This is a genomic window from Dictyobacter sp. Z7_2 (assembly GCF_057551105.1).
This window is the reverse complement of record NZ_BAAJPE010000001.1, coordinates 1,311,587-1,330,807: the sequence shown is the minus strand read 5'-3', so window position 1 is coordinate 1,330,807 and position 19,221 is coordinate 1,311,587. Positions and strand designations below refer to the sequence as shown.

General features: G+C 53.6%; 15 protein-coding genes and 1 riboswitch. Of the genes, 11 read left to right on the top strand and 4 right to left on the bottom strand.

The genetic code is table 11. The features are described from left to right. Positions 1 to 178: 178 nt before the first annotated feature. The 3 genes from AC27N8_RS05095 to AC27N8_RS05085 form a co-directional block, all read right to left on the bottom strand. Positions 179 to 2,659 (bottom strand): tetratricopeptide repeat protein, encoded by a 2,481-nt coding sequence (locus AC27N8_RS05095; RefSeq protein WP_487064609.1) that lies wholly within the window; start codon positions 2,657 to 2,659, stop codon positions 179 to 181. A 141-nt stretch (positions 2,660 to 2,800) separates the two neighbouring features. Further along, positions 2,801 to 3,682: a pentapeptide repeat-containing protein gene (locus AC27N8_RS05090; protein ID WP_487064607.1), complete on the bottom strand. Its 882-nt coding sequence runs from the start codon at positions 3,680 to 3,682 to the stop codon at positions 2,801 to 2,803. 174 nt (positions 3,683 to 3,856) lie between these two features. Continuing rightward, positions 3,857 to 4,570, bottom strand: a complete 714-nt coding sequence (locus tag AC27N8_RS05085) for a hypothetical protein (RefSeq protein ID WP_487064605.1) — start codon at positions 4,568 to 4,570, stop codon at positions 3,857 to 3,859. Positions 4,571 to 5,895: 1,325 nt separating this feature from the next. Beyond that, positions 5,896 to 6,099: riboswitch (cobalamin riboswitch) on the top strand. 184 nt (positions 6,100 to 6,283) lie between these two features. On the opposite strand from AC27N8_RS05085, the gene AC27N8_RS05080 reads away from it, so the two are divergent. From AC27N8_RS05080 to AC27N8_RS05030, 11 genes are all read left to right on the top strand, one after another. After that, positions 6,284 to 6,943, top strand: a complete 660-nt coding sequence (locus tag AC27N8_RS05080; protein WP_487064603.1) for a precorrin-8X methylmutase — start codon at positions 6,284 to 6,286, stop codon at positions 6,941 to 6,943. A gap of 27 nt (positions 6,944 to 6,970) precedes the next feature. Beyond that, positions 6,971 to 8,113, top strand: coding sequence for a cobalt-precorrin-5B (C(1))-methyltransferase (locus AC27N8_RS05075; protein ID WP_487064601.1), 1,143 nt, complete (start codon positions 6,971 to 6,973; stop codon positions 8,111 to 8,113). Beyond that, a complete protein-coding gene (gene cbiT, locus AC27N8_RS05070) occupies positions 8,110 to 8,751 on the top strand; it encodes a precorrin-6Y C5,15-methyltransferase (decarboxylating) subunit CbiT (RefSeq protein ID WP_487064599.1) in 642 nt (213 codons plus the stop codon). The genes AC27N8_RS05075 and cbiT overlap by 4 nt, the downstream gene beginning before the upstream one ends. Continuing rightward, positions 8,748 to 9,521 (top strand): precorrin-2 C(20)-methyltransferase, encoded by a 774-nt coding sequence (gene cobI, locus AC27N8_RS05065; RefSeq protein ID WP_487064597.1) that lies wholly within the window; start codon positions 8,748 to 8,750, stop codon positions 9,519 to 9,521. Before cbiT ends, cobI begins: the two co-directional genes overlap by 4 nt. Further along, positions 9,502 to 10,335: a precorrin-4 C(11)-methyltransferase gene (cobM, locus tag AC27N8_RS05060; RefSeq protein ID WP_487064595.1), complete on the top strand. Its 834-nt coding sequence runs from the start codon at positions 9,502 to 9,504 to the stop codon at positions 10,333 to 10,335. The genes cobI and cobM overlap by 20 nt, the downstream gene beginning before the upstream one ends. A gap of 12 nt (positions 10,336 to 10,347) precedes the next feature. Then, entirely contained in the window at positions 10,348 to 11,496 is a 1,149-nt protein-coding gene (locus AC27N8_RS05055) for a cobalt-precorrin 5A hydrolase (RefSeq protein WP_487064593.1), read from the top strand. Next, entirely contained in the window at positions 11,486 to 12,268 is a 783-nt protein-coding gene (gene cobJ, locus AC27N8_RS05050) for a precorrin-3B C(17)-methyltransferase (RefSeq protein ID WP_487064591.1), read from the top strand. Before AC27N8_RS05055 ends, cobJ begins: the two co-directional genes overlap by 11 nt. A 192-nt stretch (positions 12,269 to 12,460) precedes the next feature. After that, entirely contained in the window at positions 12,461 to 14,002 is a 1,542-nt protein-coding gene (locus AC27N8_RS05045; RefSeq protein ID WP_487064589.1) for a sirohydrochlorin chelatase, read from the top strand. A gap of 39 nt (positions 14,003 to 14,041) precedes the next feature. After that, positions 14,042 to 16,183: a magnesium chelatase subunit D family protein gene (locus AC27N8_RS05040; protein WP_487064587.1), complete on the top strand. Its 2,142-nt coding sequence runs from the start codon at positions 14,042 to 14,044 to the stop codon at positions 16,181 to 16,183. A gap of 19 nt (positions 16,184 to 16,202) precedes the next feature. Then, positions 16,203 to 16,886 (top strand): precorrin-6y C5,15-methyltransferase (decarboxylating) subunit CbiE, encoded by a 684-nt coding sequence (cbiE, locus tag AC27N8_RS05035; protein WP_487064585.1) that lies wholly within the window; start codon positions 16,203 to 16,205, stop codon positions 16,884 to 16,886. A gap of 26 nt (positions 16,887 to 16,912) precedes the next feature. Further along, positions 16,913 to 18,295, top strand: coding sequence for a cobyrinic acid a,c-diamide synthase CobB (locus AC27N8_RS05030; protein ID WP_487064583.1), 1,383 nt, complete (start codon positions 16,913 to 16,915; stop codon positions 18,293 to 18,295). Here AC27N8_RS05030 and AC27N8_RS05025 read toward each other — a convergent pair. Beyond that, positions 18,287 to 18,997 carry a restriction endonuclease gene (locus AC27N8_RS05025; RefSeq protein WP_487064581.1) on the bottom strand — a complete coding sequence of 237 codons (711 nt, stop codon included), beginning with the start codon at positions 18,995 to 18,997 and terminating at the stop codon, positions 18,287 to 18,289. The two genes, AC27N8_RS05030 and AC27N8_RS05025, sit on opposite strands and share 9 nt — an antisense overlap. Between the last annotated feature and the right edge of the window lie 224 nt (positions 18,998 to 19,221).

The following is a 19,221-nucleotide window of genomic DNA, read 5'->3' as shown; positions in this document are numbered from 1 at the left end:
AAAATCTTTATGACAAGAGAACGCAGGTCTTCTTCGCATATAATAGTGGAAAAAATGGCCTTAAGAGGTCGAGCGAAGCAAAGACCTCGTAGCGTCGGACGCTTGCGTACGATGTCCCACTCCACGTATGATCAGGCAGGCCAGCGTGGTGCGCCGAGATCCTGCTGGCTCGTACGAGTTACGAAAACGAGTCGATTCTTGTGGTCGTTTGGGATTCGGGAAATGTTCGTGCGAACCAGTCGGTGACATTCTGATGTTCGACATTGTCGAGACGCAAAAAAAGCATGTGGCTCTCGTTGGCTATCTCTCTGGCGTCGTCCCAATTGTTTTGCCTGGCAGCTACCTGTGCCAGACCAAAGAGTGCATGTGCTATCAGCTCGGGGGCTTTTAACTGCCTTGCGCCTGCAAGCATGAGCTCAAATTGTTTTTTTGCCTCTTCAATCCGTGTTTGTGATAGAAAAAAGCGGCCATACTCACCTTGTCCTTCGGTGATGAGCCAGGTATTTTGTATCTCATGAGCCAGGCTCAGGCTTTTGTCCAGGTAGGCTTGTGCTTGTTGTGGTTGCTCAAGTAAGCGATAGATGATGCCTAGATTTTGGGTGACGGAGCAGATGCGCGCGCGGTCGTGTATACGCTGAGCAATAGCGAGACTTTCCAATGATAATGTCAGGGCCTGCTCATATTGATGTTGATGGATGGCGAGCATGCCGATATTCATGAGGAGAGCACTTTGACGAAACTGTTGCTGGCTTTGTTTGGCGTATGCCAGACCCTGTTGATAATATGAGTCTGCTTGCTCATAATAACCACGACGTAGCATCTGTAGCCCTAAATCCTGTAAAAAAGCGCTTGCCATACCCCAATCCTGGGTGCGTTGTGTGATCGCAACGCCCTCCTTATAAAAGTTTTCTGCCTGTTGATAGTGACCAAGGTCATCGTGAATCTGACCTTGATGCAGCAGGGCAATACTCAGGATGTTTTCGTTGTGTGAATGTCTGGCGATGGTTGTTCCTTGTTCCAGATAAGCCAGTCCCTGTACATTATCGTTGAGATCGCTCACGACATGCCCCAGGCGCACCAGGAAAGAAGCTTCGAGCGGATGCTGTGCACGCGAAGCCATTGCAAGTCCCTGTTCAAAGGCGTGTCTGGCTTCAGGAAATTGATTGTATTGCTCGGCCTGGACTCCAAGGTAGTGCCAGATGGGTATGAGAGGAGCCTGCTCCTCCAGCGTCCTGGGCGGCTGATCGACGTAGAGTATCGCATGCGCGTGCGGCAGGTATCGATCATCGATATCGATCCTGAAGGTATATTGCAACGCAGAGACGCTAGCAGCCACCGCCCAGGCTGCTCGTGCGGCCCAGAGCGCTCGCGTGGGCTCGTCCATTGTGGCTTTGAGGATTACCTGGACAAGGCGATGGATTGAGAGGGTCGCTTGTTGTGGTTGTCGATGTAGCAGGGACGACTGTAAGGCTTCGCCAAGCGCTCGATTGAAGCGATAGATATCGGTGGTAGTTTTTTCGAGGACGGAGCCCAGAAAGGAGGCTCCATGGGTAAAGAGATCCTCTGGAATCGCCTCGGAAGCCAGAAAAGCGCAGATGCGCAGGATATCCGCAGCCTCTGGATTGGCCTCCATTAATTTCTGGAATGAGAACAGGATCGTGGTGGCGACCGAGTGTGGATGATTCATCATTTCCGAGCGATCATTGAGCAGTTGTAACTGGTGGTTCTGGTACATCGAAATATAATCGGAGATGCGGCAGCGTGTGATCTCGATATAGGCTCCAGCTTGATCGAGTGCCAGTGGTAATCCTCCCATCATCGTAACCAGCGTCCCCGCCAGGACCTGGAGTTCAGGAGCGAGGATGTCTCCCTGAGCGGTGGTATCCCATAGTTTGGCCCGGTGGAGCAGAAAAAGGATACCTTCTTCGTGGGTGAGCGGCGGTAGCTGAAGCGTATGTGCGACGTTGTTGACGGCATGTAGGCGTGTAGTCATCAAGATAGCGCCGTGCCGCGCATGCGTCAGGAGCGATTGGATCAGAAAAAGATCTTCTACGTTGTCACAGATGAGCAACCAATCTCCATAGGTGGTCAGCCAGCGCAGGACCGCCTGGATCAATTTTTGACGATCATGTTCTTCTCGTTCGGGGAGATGCAATTGTTCCGCGATATTTGTAATGCTCCCATCAATGGTCTCAGCGGTCTCGGCCGCAATCCAAAAGATGGCGCGATATTTGAGCTCATAGCGATAAGCATATTCCAGTGCCAATTGCGTTTTGCCCACACCGCCCAGGCCACTGATGACATACGATTGACATCCTGCCACTGCGCTGGTGTGATGAAGATGATAGTAGACGTTCTCGAGTTCTTCGACGCGTCCTGTAAAAAAGGGATTGCGCGGATAGGGAACATACCAATAGGGAGCCAATCCTGTCGAACTCGTTTCGATAAGCAGACGCGTATCATAGCTATCCAGGCGCAGGTGCTGTGCCAGAGCCAGCACAACCTCCTTCGTATCTGGAAGGCGGTCGCCACGTTCCCAGGCTCTGATCGTCGTACTCTGCATACTGAGCTTATCCGCCAGTAGCTGTTGGCTCATCTTCTGATGTTTGCGAAATGTCTGGAGTAGTGCACCAAAAGAGGTAGGGAAATCACTGCTCATAGGATTTTCTCCAGGCACGAGATCAATCATAAAAGTTGAAATCAAACGTGCCTATCCTATTATATACTCTTAAAGTAGATACTGCCAGAGATGTATATGCTGCGAGTGTGTTTCGTTTTTTGCCATCTGCCGCGTCGGACCCTACGCGGTGATGACGGCCTGGGAGGTTTTGACGCTGGCAAGTTGAGCTGAAGATACGATGGCTCTTCTCAGGTCGGTTCCAAGCAGGATAGCTCCTTGCAGATCGGCGACACTGAGATCGGCTCCCTGGAGGTCGGCAGCGCTGAGGTCGGCTCCCTTCAGGATGGTCCCGTGCAGGTTTGCATCCTGCAGATTTACTTTGCTGAGGATAGCTCCTCGCATGTCAGATCCAGGCAGGATAGCCTGGCGTAGGTTGGCATCACGCAGGTTGGCTTGATGCAGATCTGCATCGCGTAAGTCGATCTGGGATAAATCGGCTCCGCTTAAACGAATAACTGGTTGTGCCCCTTCTATCAGACCCGATTCGTGCAAAAAGCGTAGGACGCTACCTTTACGTGTACCATTCAGGCGTGTGAGGATCATCAAGGTGCGCACGCGTGCGATTTTACGCACCTCTTCCTCTGGCCGTGAGATACGCAAATTTTCGTCCAGCAGCAGGTCGGACATTTTATCGATGTAGGTTTGTAACAACGCCTCTTGCTGATTATCCTCCGCCAGTTCGTGTTCGAGCTCCGCCTGGAGCTGAGCTTTGCGCTGCTCTCTGTTCTTTTGAATTTGATTGAACCAGATGCCTCCGAGCGCAATCATAATCGGCACAATGAGTAGCTGGAGCCAATCCCATAGCGTTTTCCCAGGTTGCAGGTTGGCTTGATCCGGTGGCGGAGTATAGGCCCCGAAACCCGTCCAGGTCCAGTCGAACCAGTAACCTAAGATAATTACCACAATCAGTGCAATGCCGAACACGCTGATGAGTGCAATCCCTACGCTCAGAATGGGATGGTGTTGTATTTTTCCCTTCCAGGAATACAACGCTGCTTTCATTCATGCCTCTTTTTCGTAAGAAAATTTATCTAAGCTGACTTGAGCCCTGGCCTCAGACCTCTTACAGGTGAAAGGTGGTCATAGATGCTACCTTAACCGCTATCGCTATGGTTGTCAACCTCCTGGCTGGGCTTATTGTCGGCTTGCATGGAATATAAATACCCTGAATTCCAGTTAAGAATAACTGGGTGGTTCATTGATACCCGCTGCGGCATCTATTGTGCTATTTGCCCTTGCTTGCCTCTTTACTAGTTCTGTATGAGCATCGTTGTGAGCGGTTTGTAAGTGTCGTAGTTCATTTTGTGTTGAAGACAAATTTACTCCGGCTATCCAGTCATCTATTCTGTCGCTATTTCCTATCACAGTTCTTGCTCTCTCCTCTGCTCCACTTAGTATCTCTAGATGGTTTCGACGACTTGAAGCATTAGGATTATTATCGTTATGCACGCTATCTTCCGCAAAAAATTCAGAAGTTATTATTCTATGGGCTGCTTGTGTTGTCGCCTCATTTATCTCATTTCCATTTCTTTGGACCACTTCATCTACTCTGCGATTTGCTTTGGTGGCTCTACTTTCGGAAACAAGTGTGTTGAGTGGGATATATTTCTCTATCTGGACATTTATTTGTCGTTGTGCGCCAGCTACTATATCATCATTTTTTCTTTTAGCGTCAAGAACAAACGCACTTTGTTCTTGTGCGGTATGTTCTTTAAAATCCTCTGGGATTGTAAATCTTCTCGCATCATTTCTCGTTTCGGTAAGAGCTCCAAAGGCTTGTCGTTGAGCCGCAACCTCCTCGTCCGAAAGGCCTAACTGCTTTGCTAATTGTGTGAGTTCCTCTGTTGTGCCAGATTGTCTACTTCTTTGATAAGAGTCAAAGGCCCGCATTTGAGCGTTGACTTCCTCTTTCGAAAGATTAAGTCGTTCTGCTAAGGTGTTGCGTCTTTCTAATCGTTCGGAATGAGATAATCTTGCTCCTGCTGTTGTACTATCTCCAGATACCTTTAACGGTGCGATTCCGCCACGTCGATGCTGCCGAGCCTGATCTCCCCGCTTGATGATCTGATCAGGAATAGTGTTTGAGGAGAGTTGGTCTAAGAATTTACTCAGTGAAGCCCGTTCAGTCTCACCCCGTGGTGGGCTTCCTTGTTCTGGTGGGAGCGGGAGACGGCGTGTCTGCTCTCTGTTTTTGTGTGGAGAGACCACTGGGTGAACCGGAAGTTCTGGTGGGAGTATTTGAGATGGCTCTGTTGTGTGGGGAATACGTGATTCGGGTGGGGAAAGACTTGCCTTCCCGTCCACTATTGGTGGTCTTGGAAGACGACGCAATGGTTGTCGCCCATCGGCGTTTGTACGTGGAACAGGTTGCGTGGAAGCAGAGAGGTCGGTGAGATCCCTGGGTATTTCTGGATTTGGTGTCGTGTTGGCTCGTCTGGGTAAGGAATCGATCAGAGGGGGAGAAGGAGAATAGGGGTTATCGATAGCTGGAATTGGGAGGCGGTGAGAATGTGTCTCAGTGGTGTTTGCACGTTGTGGGTGAACAGAGGTATCAGTGTTTTGCGAATGTGTTCTAGGTAGATCCGGGAGACGCCGTGAAGGTCGTGTGGTTTCGCTTGAAGTAATTTGTGTTGGGACATGGGGTGCTGTATGCTCCACGTGTGTTGCAGCATTGGGGAATGTTTGGGATTGCTCTGTTGTGTGATTGGCAGATGGCAACGCCGTAGCATCTTCTCTAGAGGCAGTTGTTCTTTGTGACATCTCCAACTGATCGAGTCTTTCTTGCAACGCATCATACATGTAACGTTGAGGACGTTCACGAGAAGATTCTCTTGCTGTTATATCTGTTGAGTTTCCATTATTTGGGTCAGCGCGGCCTTTGCCTTTGTCGACGGGAGGAATAGGAAGTCTTCTGTCCATTGTATCTCTATGCTTTCTTTAGTTGTCTGTCGTGGTATTCTGCTAGTTACTTGTCATAAACAGATCTGATCTATTTTATAGCAATGCTGCGAAATCTTGTCTATCCGCTTTTATCCCTCACATCTATCAGGATGGAGATCAGACTATGCTGATTGCTTGATCTTTATTTTTCATGACTATATAAGAGCTTATCCATAAACACAAGAATTTAGTTTCTGACTAGTCAATATTTACTACTTTTCTTGAGTTGACAAAAAAAAACCTGCTGGTTATACTTGACTGAGGAAATGATCTTATAGATCATATGATTGCCAGGTGGCTCTTATCGAAGAGCAGAATAGGGAAGTTGGTGAAAATCCAACGCAGTCGCGCTACTGTAACCAGTGTTATTGTTTCTCATTGCATTAATCGCATGCCACTGTCTGTCAGGGATGGGAAGGCCAGAGAAAACAATCTTTGTCGCTGGAAGTCAGGAGACCTGCCTGGTCGATATTGCTTATGGTCCTTCGCGTCAGAGGAACAAGCGCCGAAAATATGCATGTGCACTTTACCCTATTGCGACAATCTGTCTTCGGTTTCTGCCCCTTTAACTCGACAAGACCATAGCACCAGCTAGAAATGGTTTTGTATGCATCCAATGTTCTCACATCTATTGACGACAGAAAGCTCGGCGCAATGAGCCTGATGCAACAATATGCTCTGCTGCCCGACGAGATTTATCGGCGTAGCTTTGCTACCGTCGATGCTCTGCTTCCCAAAGATAGCTGGTCTCCTGCCGAACGAGCAATCGTCACGCGCATCGTTCATGCGACCGGCGATGTGCAGCTATCCGAGCACGTGCTTTTCAAAACGGATGCGATTGCTCAAGGGATGGCTGCTATCGCCGCTCATGCCAGAATTTTTACCGATGTCTCGATGGTTGCGGCAGGCATCAACAAAGCGCTGGTGCACTTCCATCAATGTGCTATCGAGAGCCTGCTCGATCAGCCAGGACTGGACAAGCAGGCAGCGACACAGCAGATGACGCGCTCGGCGGCGGCTGTGCTGGCGGCGCTACCGCTTCTGGGCGGGAACATCATCGTGATTGGCAACGCTCCGACTGCCCTGCTGGCCCTGCTCGACGCGCTGGACGAGGGTCGTTGTGAACCTCCTGCTTTGATTATTGGCATGCCCGTGGGATTTATTGCGACCAGAGAAGCAAAAGAAGCGCTCTGGCAACGATCGTATCCAGCGATCACGATCGACGGGACACGCGGAGGCAGTCCGGCGGCGGCGGCCACCATCAACGCCTTACTGGCACTTGTCAGGAAGCAGGCAGAGGCTCACGTCTCGGTCGGCGATTGATGATTTCACGTGGATAGAGGTATCGTCATGAGCAGAGAACCAGATGCATCAGGCCAGAGCATGATGGCGCTACGTGGGCGTAAGCGCGGTATGCGCACTGGATATACGACCGGGAGCTGTGCGACTGCGGCTACCCGCATCGCTCTCTTATGCCTGCTTGGCGAGCCGAGACCTGAGCATGTGACGATCTCTTTGCCGATTGGGGAGCAGGCGACCTTTGAGGTGCATCATCAGGAATATCACGCTGATGGCAGCAGCTCGGCCAGCGTGATCAAAGATGCTGGCGATGATCCCGATGTGACGCATGGAGCGCAGATCTGTGCGACCGTCCGCTGGAGCGAGCGGCCGGGGATTGAGATCGATGGCGGAGTGGGCGTTGGACGTGTTACAAAGCCCGGCTTAGGTCTGGACGTGGGGACGGCCGCGATCAATGCCGTCCCACGCTTGATGATCGAAGGCGTGGCTCGTGAGCTTCTCAGTGAGCACGGCGAGACACGAGGAGTACACATCCTTATCGCGGTCCCTGATGGACTGGAGCGTTCTCGTAAGACGCTGAATGCGCGTCTGGGTGTGATTGGCGGGATTTCTATTCTGGGGACAACCGGGATCGTCAAACCGTACTCGACGGCCGCTTATAAGGCCAGTATCAGTAAGGCGGTCGACGTCGCTGTAGCTTGCGGACATGCCCGGCATATCGTGCTCACGACCGGGAGTCGGAGCGAGAAGTTTGCGCGTCGCTATATCAGCCTGGCCGAAGAGGCGTACATCCAGATGGGCGAGTTTACGGGACACGGCTTGAAGGATTGCGTGAGCAAAGGTGTGGAGGAGATTACGCTGGTGGGCATGATCGGCAAGCTTTCGAAGATCGGCGATGGACGCATGCAAACGCACGTCGCCGGAGCCGAAGTCAATCTGCGTAGCCTGGCCGCCGTCGCGCAGTCCTGTGGAGGAGACGCCACCGTTGTTGATCAGGTCCTGCACGCCAATACGGCCCGTCATTTTCAGGAGCTGATGATGGAACATCACCTGCTGAGTGTCTTTCCCACCATCTGCGAGCGTGCGCGTCAGGTGTCAGCAGCATATATCCAGCATAAAGCCGAGGTGGATGTCCTGATGTGCGATTTTGATGGCAGTTTTCTCGGTTATGCGGGTGAAAGAGATATCAATTGAAGGAACTACATGCATCGTCTGAGCCAGCCGGTCTGGTTCTGGGTATACCCGATGAGGAGTTTGTTCCTTGTCGTGAAGGGCGTCAGGTGATCACGAAAAGCGAGGTGAGAGCCATCTCGCTCTCCCAACTCGGGCTGCATTATGACAGCGTGCTCTGGGACGTTGGTAGCGGCACGGGATCGGTAGCGATTGAAGCGGCTCGTCTCGCCCGCGAGGGTCAGGTCTTTGCTATCGAGGATGATAGTCGGTCTCTTCAGGCGCTTGAGCAGAACTGCCAGCGCTTCGCAGCATACAACGTCACGATCGTGGCACAGCGTGCTCCCGATGCTTTGTCGCTGCTGCCTGATCCTGATGCGGTCTTCATTGGAGGCAGTGGAGGCGAGCTGGTTCAGATCCTGCATCACACCATGACGCGCTTACGACCAGATGGACGTATCGTGATCAATCTGGCCAGCCTGGAGCATCTGACCGAAGCCATGCGTATTTTGCAGCAAGCACAATGGATCACTGCTTGCACGCTGGTGAGCATTGCCCGCTCCAAAGAATTGCTGGACCTGACGCGTTTTGCCGCACTCAATCCTGTCTTTGTGATCATGGCTCGACGACCTTTGATATCGGGAGAAGAGGCATCGTTATGATGTCAGATGCAGTGCCGCAGCAGCGTCATGGAACGTTGTACGGGATCGGTGTTGGTCCAGGTGCCCCTGATCTGTTGACGCTGCGAGCGGAGCGTATCTTGAAGCAAGCTCAGGTTATCTGCCTGCCTGCCAGTATAGGACGTCGTAGCTATGCAGGGACGATCATTGATGCCTGTATAGATCCTGACCGGCAGGAGATTATCTCGGTAAAATTTCCGATGCAAAACGTCTGGGAGCAGGCAGTGCCAGCGCGTAACGCAGCGGTTACAACCTTACTCGGCTATTTGCAGGCCGGTCGCGATGTGGCCTTTGTCACCGAGGGTGATCCATTGCTCTACAGCACCTTTGGCTACGTACTTGAAGCTATCAGGCAAAGTGAGCAGGAGATCCCGATTGAAGTGATACCGGGCATCACATCGATCACTGCGGCTGCCGCCTCGGCGCGACTACCTCTGGCGGCCTGGGATGAGCGTCTGGCGGTCCTGCCCGCCTTTCACGTATTGGAGCAGAGCAGCTTCGCTGTAGAGAATCCTTTGCGCAGTATTTTTCAACTCTTTGACACTGTCGTACTGCTCAAGATAAACAAAGTTTTTGATCCTCTGCTTGATCTGCTGGAAGAGCTGGAGTTAGTGCAGCACGCGGTCTTTGTGCGTCGCTGTAGTACAGATCAGGAAGAGGTTATTTTTGACATTCAGCGCCTACGTGGTCAGACCCTGGACTACTTCTCGCTGTTGATTGTGAGGAAGACGCATGCCATTTATCACAGATGAAGCCTCCGCGCAGGTCGCCTTTATCGGAGCTGGCCCAGGAGATCCAGACTTACTGACCATCAAAGCGATGAGGCTCATCGGTCGCGCAGATTGTATTATCTACGCTGACTCGTTAGTCAATCCTGAAGTTTGTCAGTACGCCAAAGCGGGAGCGCAGATCCACGGCAGCTCCACGCTGACGCTGGAAGCGATGATGGAGCTGATGCTCAACGCTGCCGCACAAAACCAATTTGTGGTGCGTTTGCAGAGTGGAGATCCAGGCATCTATGGCGCCATGCACGAGCAACGACGTATCCTGGATCAAGCCGGTGTGAGTTATATCATCGTGCCGGGAGTCTCATCAGTCTTTGCCGCCGCCGCCGTCGCGGGAGTAGAGTTGACCGTTCCCGATGTGGCGCAATCGCTGATTCTTACGCGCCGCGAGGGACGAGTCGAGATGCCGGAAAAGGAGACGCTCCGAGCCTTTGCCAGTCATGGAACCACACTGGCTATCTTTATGAGTATCACGCGTGTGCGCCAGGTAGTCGAGGACCTGCTGGCGGGTGGCTATACGGAAGATACGCCCGCAATGGTGGTCTATCGTGCGACCTGGCCGGAGCAGCAGATTATTCGTGCGCCCCTGGCGACCCTGGTCCAGGCAGTCAAACAAGCGCGTATCTCGCGTCAGGCATTGATCATCGTCGGGCGAGCATTAGCCTCTTCTGCAGACGTACAGGATGCCGAGATTATGCATCGCTCGCATCTCTACTCTCCCGATTACAAGCACCTCTTCCGGGGTGGTGTCTCGGATGCTCAAAAAGCGCCGCCAGCATGAGAGGTTGAGGAAATGTCAGTGCCAGGAGCGGGAAAGATCGGCTGTATTGTCATCACGCATGCGGGCCTGGATATTGCCTTGCGCCTGCGTATGGTGCTGCCCATGTCAATGGATATTTATGTATGCGAGCGGGTTGCACAGCGGCTTGCCGAGCAGGATAGCACTGCTGATTTGCATATAGTCAAGAATGTAGCCGAAGCGCTGCATCGTGGTTGGGATACCAGCGAGCAGCTGATTTTCTGTCTGGCTTTAGGGGCGGTGGTGCGTTTGATTGCGCCGTTCTTGCGGGACAAGCATCATGATCCCGGCGTCGTGGTGATTGACGATGCCGCTACATTTGTGATCAGTCTTCTGTCAGGACATGCTGGAGGAGCCAACGCACTGACATACTCTGCGGCTCGCATTTTGGACGCTATCCCGGTGGTTACCACGGCTTCAGATGTTCACGCCACGCTGGCGATAGATCTATTGGGAATTGAGCAGCACTGGAGGCTTGATCCGGTGTCTGATCTGACCCGCGTGGCCGCCGCGATCGTCAATGACGAGCCGGTTGCGATCCTCCAGGAGGCGGGAGCTCGAGATTGGTGGATGCAATATGCAGGGCGAAAAGCTCATCTTTTCTATAGCGAAGACCGACAGGCTCATCGTAGTCAAGGAGCTTTCGCCGCTCAGGTGCTCATCACCGATCGTCTGACCGAAGATCTGGATCTCTCGGACATACCTACCGTCCTCTATCGCCCTGCGACACTGGTGCTAGGCATAGGATGTCGGCGGGGAGTCGCTTTTGCCGAGCTTGCAGCGTTTGTGCGGACGGCCTTAGTGGAACATAGATTGTCCATCGAGAGCGTGGCCACGCTGGCTACCGCCGATATCAAGGGGGACGAGCCAGCAATCCTGGAGCTAATTCAGCGTTACGGTTGGACGCTAGAGACACATACAGTTGAGGAACTAAGCGCCGTAAAAGACATTCCATCGCCATCGGAGCGTGTCCGGCATCTGATTGGAACCGCGAGTGTCAGCGAAGCCTCGGCATTGCTCTCCTCTGCCGATGGAGAACTGCTGGTGTGTAAGCAGAAGGGAGTGGGAATGACTATTGCCATCGCTCGTCGCAGTGGCGTAGCGGATCACTCAGGGAAGGATCGTGAGAAAAATGAAGACTGATGCCCGGGCAGGCACGCTAATCATTGTTGGTCTGGGACCAGGAGATCATGAGCTGCTGGCACCGATGGCGCTCCAGGCGCTCCAGACCAGCGACATCGTGATTGGATATCGCTACTACATCGAGCAGATTCAAGATCTCTTAAATGGACAGGAGATCCACACCTCGGAGTTATCGCAGGAAGTTGAACGGGCCAGGCAAGCGGTCGATCTGGCCTGGCAAGGTGCTACCGTCTGCATGATCTCCAGTGGAGATGCGGGTATCTATGCCATGGCGGGCCTGGTCCTTGACATATTTACGCAGAGCATCGAGCAGATGGCTACAACTTCTGATGCTGTGCGCATTGAACCAGACATCAGGATCATCCCTGGGATCTCTGCACTCAACGCTGCCGCCGCCTTGCTGGGAGCGCCGTTAATGCACGATTTCGCAGTGATCAGCCTGAGCGACCTGCTCACGCCCTGGGAGACCATCACTCGACGCCTCGCCGCAGCAGCGGCGGCGGACTTCGTCATCGTGATCTACAATCCAACCAGCCGCAAAAGGAACTGGCAACTGCCAGCCGCCTTTCAACTCATCGGAGAGCAGCGCTCGCCCCAGACGCCGGTCGGATTTGTACGCAACGCCTATCGACCAGAGCAGACCGTGATCAGAACAACGCTAGAGCACGCGCTCACATACGAGGTCGACATGTTTACCACCGTCATCATCGGCAACTCGCAGACCAGCCTGCGCCATAATCTCATGATCACCCCGCGTGGTTATGGAGTGTAATTCATTTTTACCATTGCATAAGTGTCGAGCGCAGCGAGGACACCGTAGCGTCGCACGCTCGCGTGCGATGTCCCAGTGACTCGTACGAGACGGCAGGATTTCGGCGCACTACGCTGACCTGCCTGATCGTACGTCGAGTGGGACATCGCACGCGAGCGTGCAACGCTACGGTGTGATAAAAAGGAGGACGCATTGAGAGATCAGATACACATCACCAGCGTAGCGCCGTTATTGAAGATACCTGAGGATGAGGCCATTGTCCTGATGGGACATGGTTCCCGTGATAAGAAGGGAGCTGAAGAATTTCTTGCCTTCGCGCAACGCCTCTCCTCCCGTCTGGGCTGTCCCGTCTATCCGGGCTTTCTGGAACTGGCCGATCCTCCGCTGGCCCGGGCGATCGATGACGCTGTCGCAGGCGGAGCCAGAACCATTATTGCGCTGCCCTGGCTGCTGCTCAGTGCTGGCCACGCCAAGAATGATATGCCAGTGGCGTTGGACTGGGCCAGACAGCGTCATCCAGAGGTAACGATACGCTATGGGACTCCAATTGAGCTCCAGTCAGAGATCCTGGATGTGCTTGGAGATCGGCTTGCAGCCATTGATCCAAACCGTGGCATGGGATCTCCAGATACCGCCGTACTCTTGATCCAGCGTGGCAGTAGTGATCCACAGGCGAACGCGGACGTCTATCGTGTGGCGCGCTTTTTGTGGGAGGGGAGAAACTTCAGCACGGTCGAGGTTGGATTTTCAGGCGTGACGCATCCCACAGTCGAAGAAGGCATCGAGCGCTGTTTGAAATATAACGCCCGCCACGTTTTGGTCGTGCCATATTATCTTTATCCAGGCATCCTGGTGGATCGCATCTCCAGCGTGGTCGAGACATTTGCAGCGGCCCATCCAGAGATCAACTTTCGAGTTGCGCCTCACCTTGGACTTGATCCGCGCCTGGAAGTATTAGCGCAACGTATGATCCAGCAGACCCAGATCGGCAAGGCCCCAATGAACTGCGACCTCTGCCAATATCGTGTGGCGCTCTTTGGACGTCAATCGCGGGTCGGCATGCCCCAGATGTCGGATCAGTCGCACGGACTGCGCGGCATGGATACCTCTCATGACGAGCATACGCACGATCATGAGCATCACCACACGCACGACGAGCACAGTCACAGCCATGATCATGGAGCCGGACACGAACATCATCACCATCAGCCCGCTGATCCATTGGACGAGCTGCGGCAGAGCGTGATCAACGCTGGCATCATGACCTCTCAAGAGATTGAGTCCGCCTTGCAGGATTGGTATCAGAAGCGCAAAGCCTGGAGCAATCTGCCGCCTCCGTATCTACTGACTGCCCTGCCCGGACAAGCGGCTACGGCCGCGCTCCGCTGGGATTGGCAGCAGCAAAATGTGCAGGAGTTCATCGCCTGGAGTCGTCAGGCGTTGTGCGAGCGCTTTGGGATTGAGCTACAGATTGTGGTCGAGGCAGAGACCGATGAAGCTGCTACGCCACGCTATCTACGCATACAGTTAGGCGAGCAGCAGGAGCGTTGTGACTGGCAATATCTCAATCAGAATCGCTGGATGGGAGCATTTTGCACGATCATCGAGCGTCTGTTATTGCCTCGGGGCGTGACTGCGCTGAGTCTGGACACTGGCTGGTTCGATACCGTCCTGGCCTTTTGTCACACTGCGCATGTGGAAGAGATTACGCGCTTCTTTCCAGAAGTTGAATAGTTGTCAGAGAGAGTAATCCAGGAGCGAGAGGAACAAATCATGGCATCATTTGCGTCGCAGAAGCATGGGCTGCGTGCGATCTACCCATTTAGTGCTCTGGTCGGTCAGGATGAAATGCGGCTGGCGCTACTGCTTAACGCGGTCTCGCCGCATATTTCGGGAGTCCTTATCCGTGGAGAGAAAGGGACAGCTAAATCGACGGCGGTACGTGCGCTACAACATCTGCTGCCGGATATCGCCGTTGTCGAGGGCTGTCCTTTTGCCTGTGATCCGGAGCAGCCCGAGCAGATGTGTGATGCCTGCGCTGCACGAGATACCCATACGATCCAGCGGCGTCCTGTCCGCCTGGTCGAGTTGCCGCTGGGAGCGACCGAAGATCGCTTACTGGGGACGCTTGATCTAGAGCGTGCCATCAAGGATGGTGAGCGTCATTTTGAGCCCGGCCTGTTAGCGGCGGCGCATCGAGGCATCCTCTACATCGACGAAGTCAACCTGCTGCCCGACCATCTGGTCGATGCGCTCCTCGACGTGGCAGCATCGCGTGTCAACGTGATCGAGCGTGAAGGCATCTCATTTGCGCATCCGGCCGATTTTATCCTGATCGGAACCATGAATCCGGAGGAAGGAGACCTGCGTCCGCAGCTACTGGATCGTTTTGGTTTGTCGGTAGAGATACAGGGGATGAAAGATCCAGCCTTGCGAGCCGAGATTGTGCGTCGCAACATCGCTTTTGAAGCTGATCCCGCTCGTTTTGCTGCGCAATGGAGTGAGGCCGGCGCCGCGCTGCGCGTCCAGATCGTGCAAGCGCGTCAGCTCCTCACCGACGTGACAATCTCGGAAGCCATACTGGGATTGATTACACATATCTGCGCGTCGCTCGACATCGATGGACTGCGTGCGGACATAACCATCTACAAGGCGGCGGCGGCCCTGGCGGCTCTGGAGCAGCGCCTGATCGTCACCGAAGATGATGTCAGGCGTGTGGCGATGCTTGTGCTCCCGCATCGGCGCAGGCGGCAACCATTTGAGCAGCCCGGACTGGATCGACAAGAGTTGGAACAAGTCATGCACGAGTATCAGCCTCCGCAGGTAGTGCCGCCTCAAAATGAACCGGCTCAGACATCCTCAGAGCGGCCATCGACGGCTGGCCCAACTGATGAACTACCAGATAATAACGACGGCTCCGAGACAGAGAGACTGCATAACTCACCGCCGCCGCAAAGCGCAGGCGGCCAGCCTCAGGAAAAAGAAGAGATGATCCCTCCAGGCCGCCCGACTGCTCTTGCGACGCTTGATCCGCAGCAATCCGTACGAGTGCCGAGGCAGAAAACCTCCTCGAAACAGTGGATGCCGCTTGCCTCACGTGCCATGCGGCGAGCCTCGCAGACACTGCAACTCAGAGGCTGTCGCGTCGGGACACGACGAGGATCGCTTCATACACAGGCGCTGGCGCTCTCTGCCACGATCCATGCCGCCGCCCCTTATCAGAGGCAGCGCAAGCAGAGAGCGGTTCGGGCAGGATCGTCACTGGGCAAGGAGAAGCGTCTCTGGCTGGAGCGTTGGGATATCTTTGAAGTTGTGCGACAGCAAAAGAAGAGTGCCCTCATCCTCTTTGTCGTCGACGCCAGCGGATCGATGTCCGCCCGCCAGCGGATGGCGAGCGCAAAAAGTGCCGTCCTGGTGCTCCTCCAGCGAGCCTATCAGGAACGCGATCGGATCGGCTTCGTGCAATTTCGAGGCCCGCAAGCGACACTCTTGCTGCCGCCCACCAACAGCACCAGTCTGGCTGCACAGCTCCTGACGCATCTCCCGACCGGCGGACGGACTCCGCTGGCATCGGGTCTGCGCCTGGCGTTGCGTACCTTCCAGATCTCTCAACGCCGAGATCCTGGCTTACAACCGATGCTCGTGCTGGTAACCGACGGCCGAGCGAATGTCCACGATCCCGACCGTCGCGCTTCGCCAGAGCACAGTCCCGTCCAGGATGCGATCGAAGTCGCGCACCTGTTGCGTGACGCTGGCATTAGCGCATTGGTGATCGGCACCGAAGAGGGAGTAGTGCGTACCGGATTGGCTCAGACCATGTCCGAAGAACTCAATGGAACATACATCGAGCTATCCGAGCTCGAAGGAACATCGATCGAGCGTACCGTGCGGAATGCATTGGAAGATTTACGATAAATGAAAAGGTATGTATAAAATGACATTGCAAGAGAGAGCGCGTCCCGTTATATTGGTTGGCGTTGGCCCAGGAGATCCGGAGTATGTCACGGCGCGTGTCGCCCGCGAGATCGCGGAGGCCGATGTGGTCGCTGGCTTTGCGACCGTGCTGGCTGTCGTCGATCAACATATCAAGGGTGAACGTGTCGTGCTCACCTATCGCAATCAGGAAGAGCAACTGGCTGAAGTGGGCAAAGCGTATGCAGCCGGCAAGCGTTGTGTGGTGTGTTGTTATGGAGATCTCAATTTTTCGGCGCAAGAATTGATCACGCGTGTTGAGAGGCATTGTGGAAAGGGTGAGCGCATCCCGGGTATCAGCTCTGTCCAGGTTGCCAGTGCGCGTGCGGGTCTGGCGATGGAGGAAACCTTATTTTTTACCCTGCATGCTCGCGGTGGCATTGAGGCTTCTCAGGTAGAGATTGTCTCTGCGGCGCTTGAGAATAAGCGCAATCTGATCGTTTTGCCGCTGCCCTGGTCGTTTATGCCTGCCGCTATGGGAGCTATGTTCCTGCATGGAGGTGTCGCGGAGCAGCGTCCAGTGATCGTTTATCAAAAACTGACCCTGGCGGGAGAGTCTGCCCTGCATACGACGGTCGGAGAACTGGCGGCGACGACGCAGGAGTTCAGTGATCTCTCGATCGTTGTTTTGCCGCGTGCCGAGTAATGGCGAAAGTGAGCAGCGAGAGCATCATGAGAACAGATCAACTATGTATTATGATTGCAGGAGTGTCCAGTGGTGTTGGCAAGACAACCGTCGCTACCGGCCTGATGTATGCTCTGGTGGCGCGAGGATTGCGTGTCCAGGGATTTAAGGTCGGTCCCGATTATATCGATCCGACGCATCATCGTCATGCCACCGGACGCCCATCTTATAATCTGGACACCTGGCTGAATGGGTCGGAGGATGTTCTGCGCTGCTTCGCGTCCGCTATGCACGCTGCTGATGTGGCGATCGTTGAGGGAGTAATGGGTCTCTTCGATGGTCGTAAGCAGACCCGCGACGAGTCCAGTACCGCCGAGATGGCTCGTCTGCTGGATGTGCCTGTTTTTCTGGTCGTTGATGCTTCTCGGATGGGGCAAAGTGTGGCGGCAGTGATCCATGGTTACCAAACGCTCGACCCTCGTGTGCGCCTTGCAGGCGTAATCTTGAATCAGGTCGCCAGCGAGAGCCACGAAAACACGCTACGCCACGCGATCGCCGCATGGACCAATGTGCCAGTAGTCGGAGTAATCCGTCGAGGCGAGATGCCATCCTTGCCTGAAAGACATCTTGGACTGGTACCCAACTCTGAGCATCAACTTGATCTTAAGCAGCTAGGCAGTGCCATTGAGCGCACGATCCAGATAGATCTGCTTTTGACCATGGCCCACCAGATCGCCAGCCAGCGAGCGCCTATAAACGTCATGGCAGAAGAGATAGTGGAACCGCTTCATCCTCTCGTGCGCAAGGATCGTCCATATCGGCTTGGACTGGCTTTAGACCGCGCATTTTCCTTTTATTATCCCGAAGTCCTGGAGCACTTCACTGCGCGAGGGATTGAAGTTATCCCTTTTAGTCCTTTAGAAGACGATGCTCCTCCCAAGGATATCGACGTTTGCTATCTGGGAGGAGGATTCCCAGAGCTATTCGCGGCCCAGCTATCCGCCAACGCAGGGATGCTGACTGGCTTGCGCTCGATGATTGCTAATGGTACACGCATCTATGGAGAGTGTGGCGGCTATATGTATTTAGGCCAGGCGTGTATTGATCAGGAAGGAAGATCGCATCCGCTACTGGGAGTCGTGCCCTATGAATTCCGCATGGGCAAGCAGCGTGCGCAGCTTGGATATCGCGAGGTTGTGACGCGACGCAAAACGTTGTTAGGACCAGCCAATCTGCGCTTGCGTGGACACGAATTCCACTGGTCCTATATCCAGGAGCCCTTGCTTACCGAGCACAGCATCTATGAGGTCCAGGACGAGCAAGGATACACTGAAGAAGGCTTTGCCAATCACGCCATCGTGGCTTCCTATATTCATTTACCCTTTAGATCGTTTGCCACCGTGCTCACCAACCTGTTGCGCTCATTGTGACTTGCTTAATCGATCAGGTATGAAGAGGACATCATTCTCTTTGTTGGCCTGTACCTCAACCCAGGCCAGTGCAATCTCACGATAGCGCAACCGCACATAGGTCCCAAGGCGATTTCCATCGATGGGACGAATTTGCCAATTCGCATGTGCAAGCACACGTTCAGCCTCGCGAGAGAACGTCGATGTGGTGACAAAATAGCCGTAAGCGGCATTGTAGATGCGTATAGAGGACCAGAAGTCGCGAACTTCTTCGGATCCAACTGGATTGTTGGTATACCGTTTACATTGCACGACAACTCTCTGATTCCGTTCGTTGAGCAAAAGAACATCTGTACCTTGATCGTTTGTACCTCCACAGCGCCGTAAAAAGCGATGCCCCAGACCAAGCCCCATAATGACGGCCGCCGTAAAAAGTTCAAACTCTGTTGGATCTTGCGTCGCCAGGATTTCTGGCACCGAGCGTGGTATCGCAGGCAAATTCTCCCCACGGGGCATCGCCAGTGACGGCGAACTGACACTTGTATGGGGTGTATATCTGTAGGCATGGGCCGATTCGGTAACATAAAAGGAGAGTGCTGTAAGAAAACCAAAGATGTCGACAACTATTAACACAAAGGCTAGAGTTTGAAAATATACACTGAACACAAGTAATACTGGTAGTGCTATCATTGAAGCCAATAGCCAGAGTAAAGAGCTCCTCATGTAAAATCCCTCCTTTATATGTTTCTACTGATATATTGACACCTATCCTCTCAATTTATTAAAAATCGGTAGCAACTGACTTGTATTTTCAATCCAGGTAGTAGCATATCTTCGCTGGCAGTAGAAGAATATCTGCCATGACACCACACATTTTCATTTGCCTGCTGAAGCTTTAGCCAGACGACGCGTTGGGGATTTAATAGTTATATGCCTTGACGGTTATA

What these genes read in the sequence shown, in the direction of transcription:
- AC27N8_RS05095 (WP_487064609.1), bottom strand. Translation starts at nt 2,659, where the DNA reads ATGAGCAGTGATTTCCCTACCTCTTTTGGTGCACTACTCCAGACATTT.
- AC27N8_RS05090 (WP_487064607.1), bottom strand. Translation starts at nt 3,682, where the DNA reads ATGAAAGCAGCGTTGTATTCCTGGAAGGGAAAAATACAACACCATCCC.
- AC27N8_RS05085 (WP_487064605.1), bottom strand. Translation starts at nt 4,570, where the DNA reads ATGCGGGCCTTTGACTCTTATCAAAGAAGTAGACAATCTGGCACAACA.
- AC27N8_RS05080 (WP_487064603.1), top strand. Translation starts at nt 6,284, where the DNA reads ATGCAACAATATGCTCTGCTGCCCGACGAGATTTATCGGCGTAGCTTT.
- AC27N8_RS05075 (WP_487064601.1), top strand. Translation starts at nt 6,971, where the DNA reads ATGAGCAGAGAACCAGATGCATCAGGCCAGAGCATGATGGCGCTACGT.
- cobI (WP_487064597.1), top strand. Translation starts at nt 8,748, where the DNA reads ATGATGTCAGATGCAGTGCCGCAGCAGCGTCATGGAACGTTGTACGGG.
- cobM (WP_487064595.1), top strand. Translation starts at nt 9,502, where the DNA reads ATGCCATTTATCACAGATGAAGCCTCCGCGCAGGTCGCCTTTATCGGA.
- AC27N8_RS05055 (WP_487064593.1), top strand. Translation starts at nt 10,348, where the DNA reads ATGTCAGTGCCAGGAGCGGGAAAGATCGGCTGTATTGTCATCACGCAT.
- cobJ (WP_487064591.1), top strand. Translation starts at nt 11,486, where the DNA reads ATGAAGACTGATGCCCGGGCAGGCACGCTAATCATTGTTGGTCTGGGA.
- AC27N8_RS05040 (WP_487064587.1), top strand. Translation starts at nt 14,042, where the DNA reads ATGGCATCATTTGCGTCGCAGAAGCATGGGCTGCGTGCGATCTACCCA.
- cbiE (WP_487064585.1), top strand. Translation starts at nt 16,203, where the DNA reads ATGACATTGCAAGAGAGAGCGCGTCCCGTTATATTGGTTGGCGTTGGC.
- AC27N8_RS05030 (WP_487064583.1), top strand. Translation starts at nt 16,913, where the DNA reads ATGAGAACAGATCAACTATGTATTATGATTGCAGGAGTGTCCAGTGGT.
- AC27N8_RS05025 (WP_487064581.1), bottom strand. Translation starts at nt 18,997, where the DNA reads ATGAGGAGCTCTTTACTCTGGCTATTGGCTTCAATGATAGCACTACCA.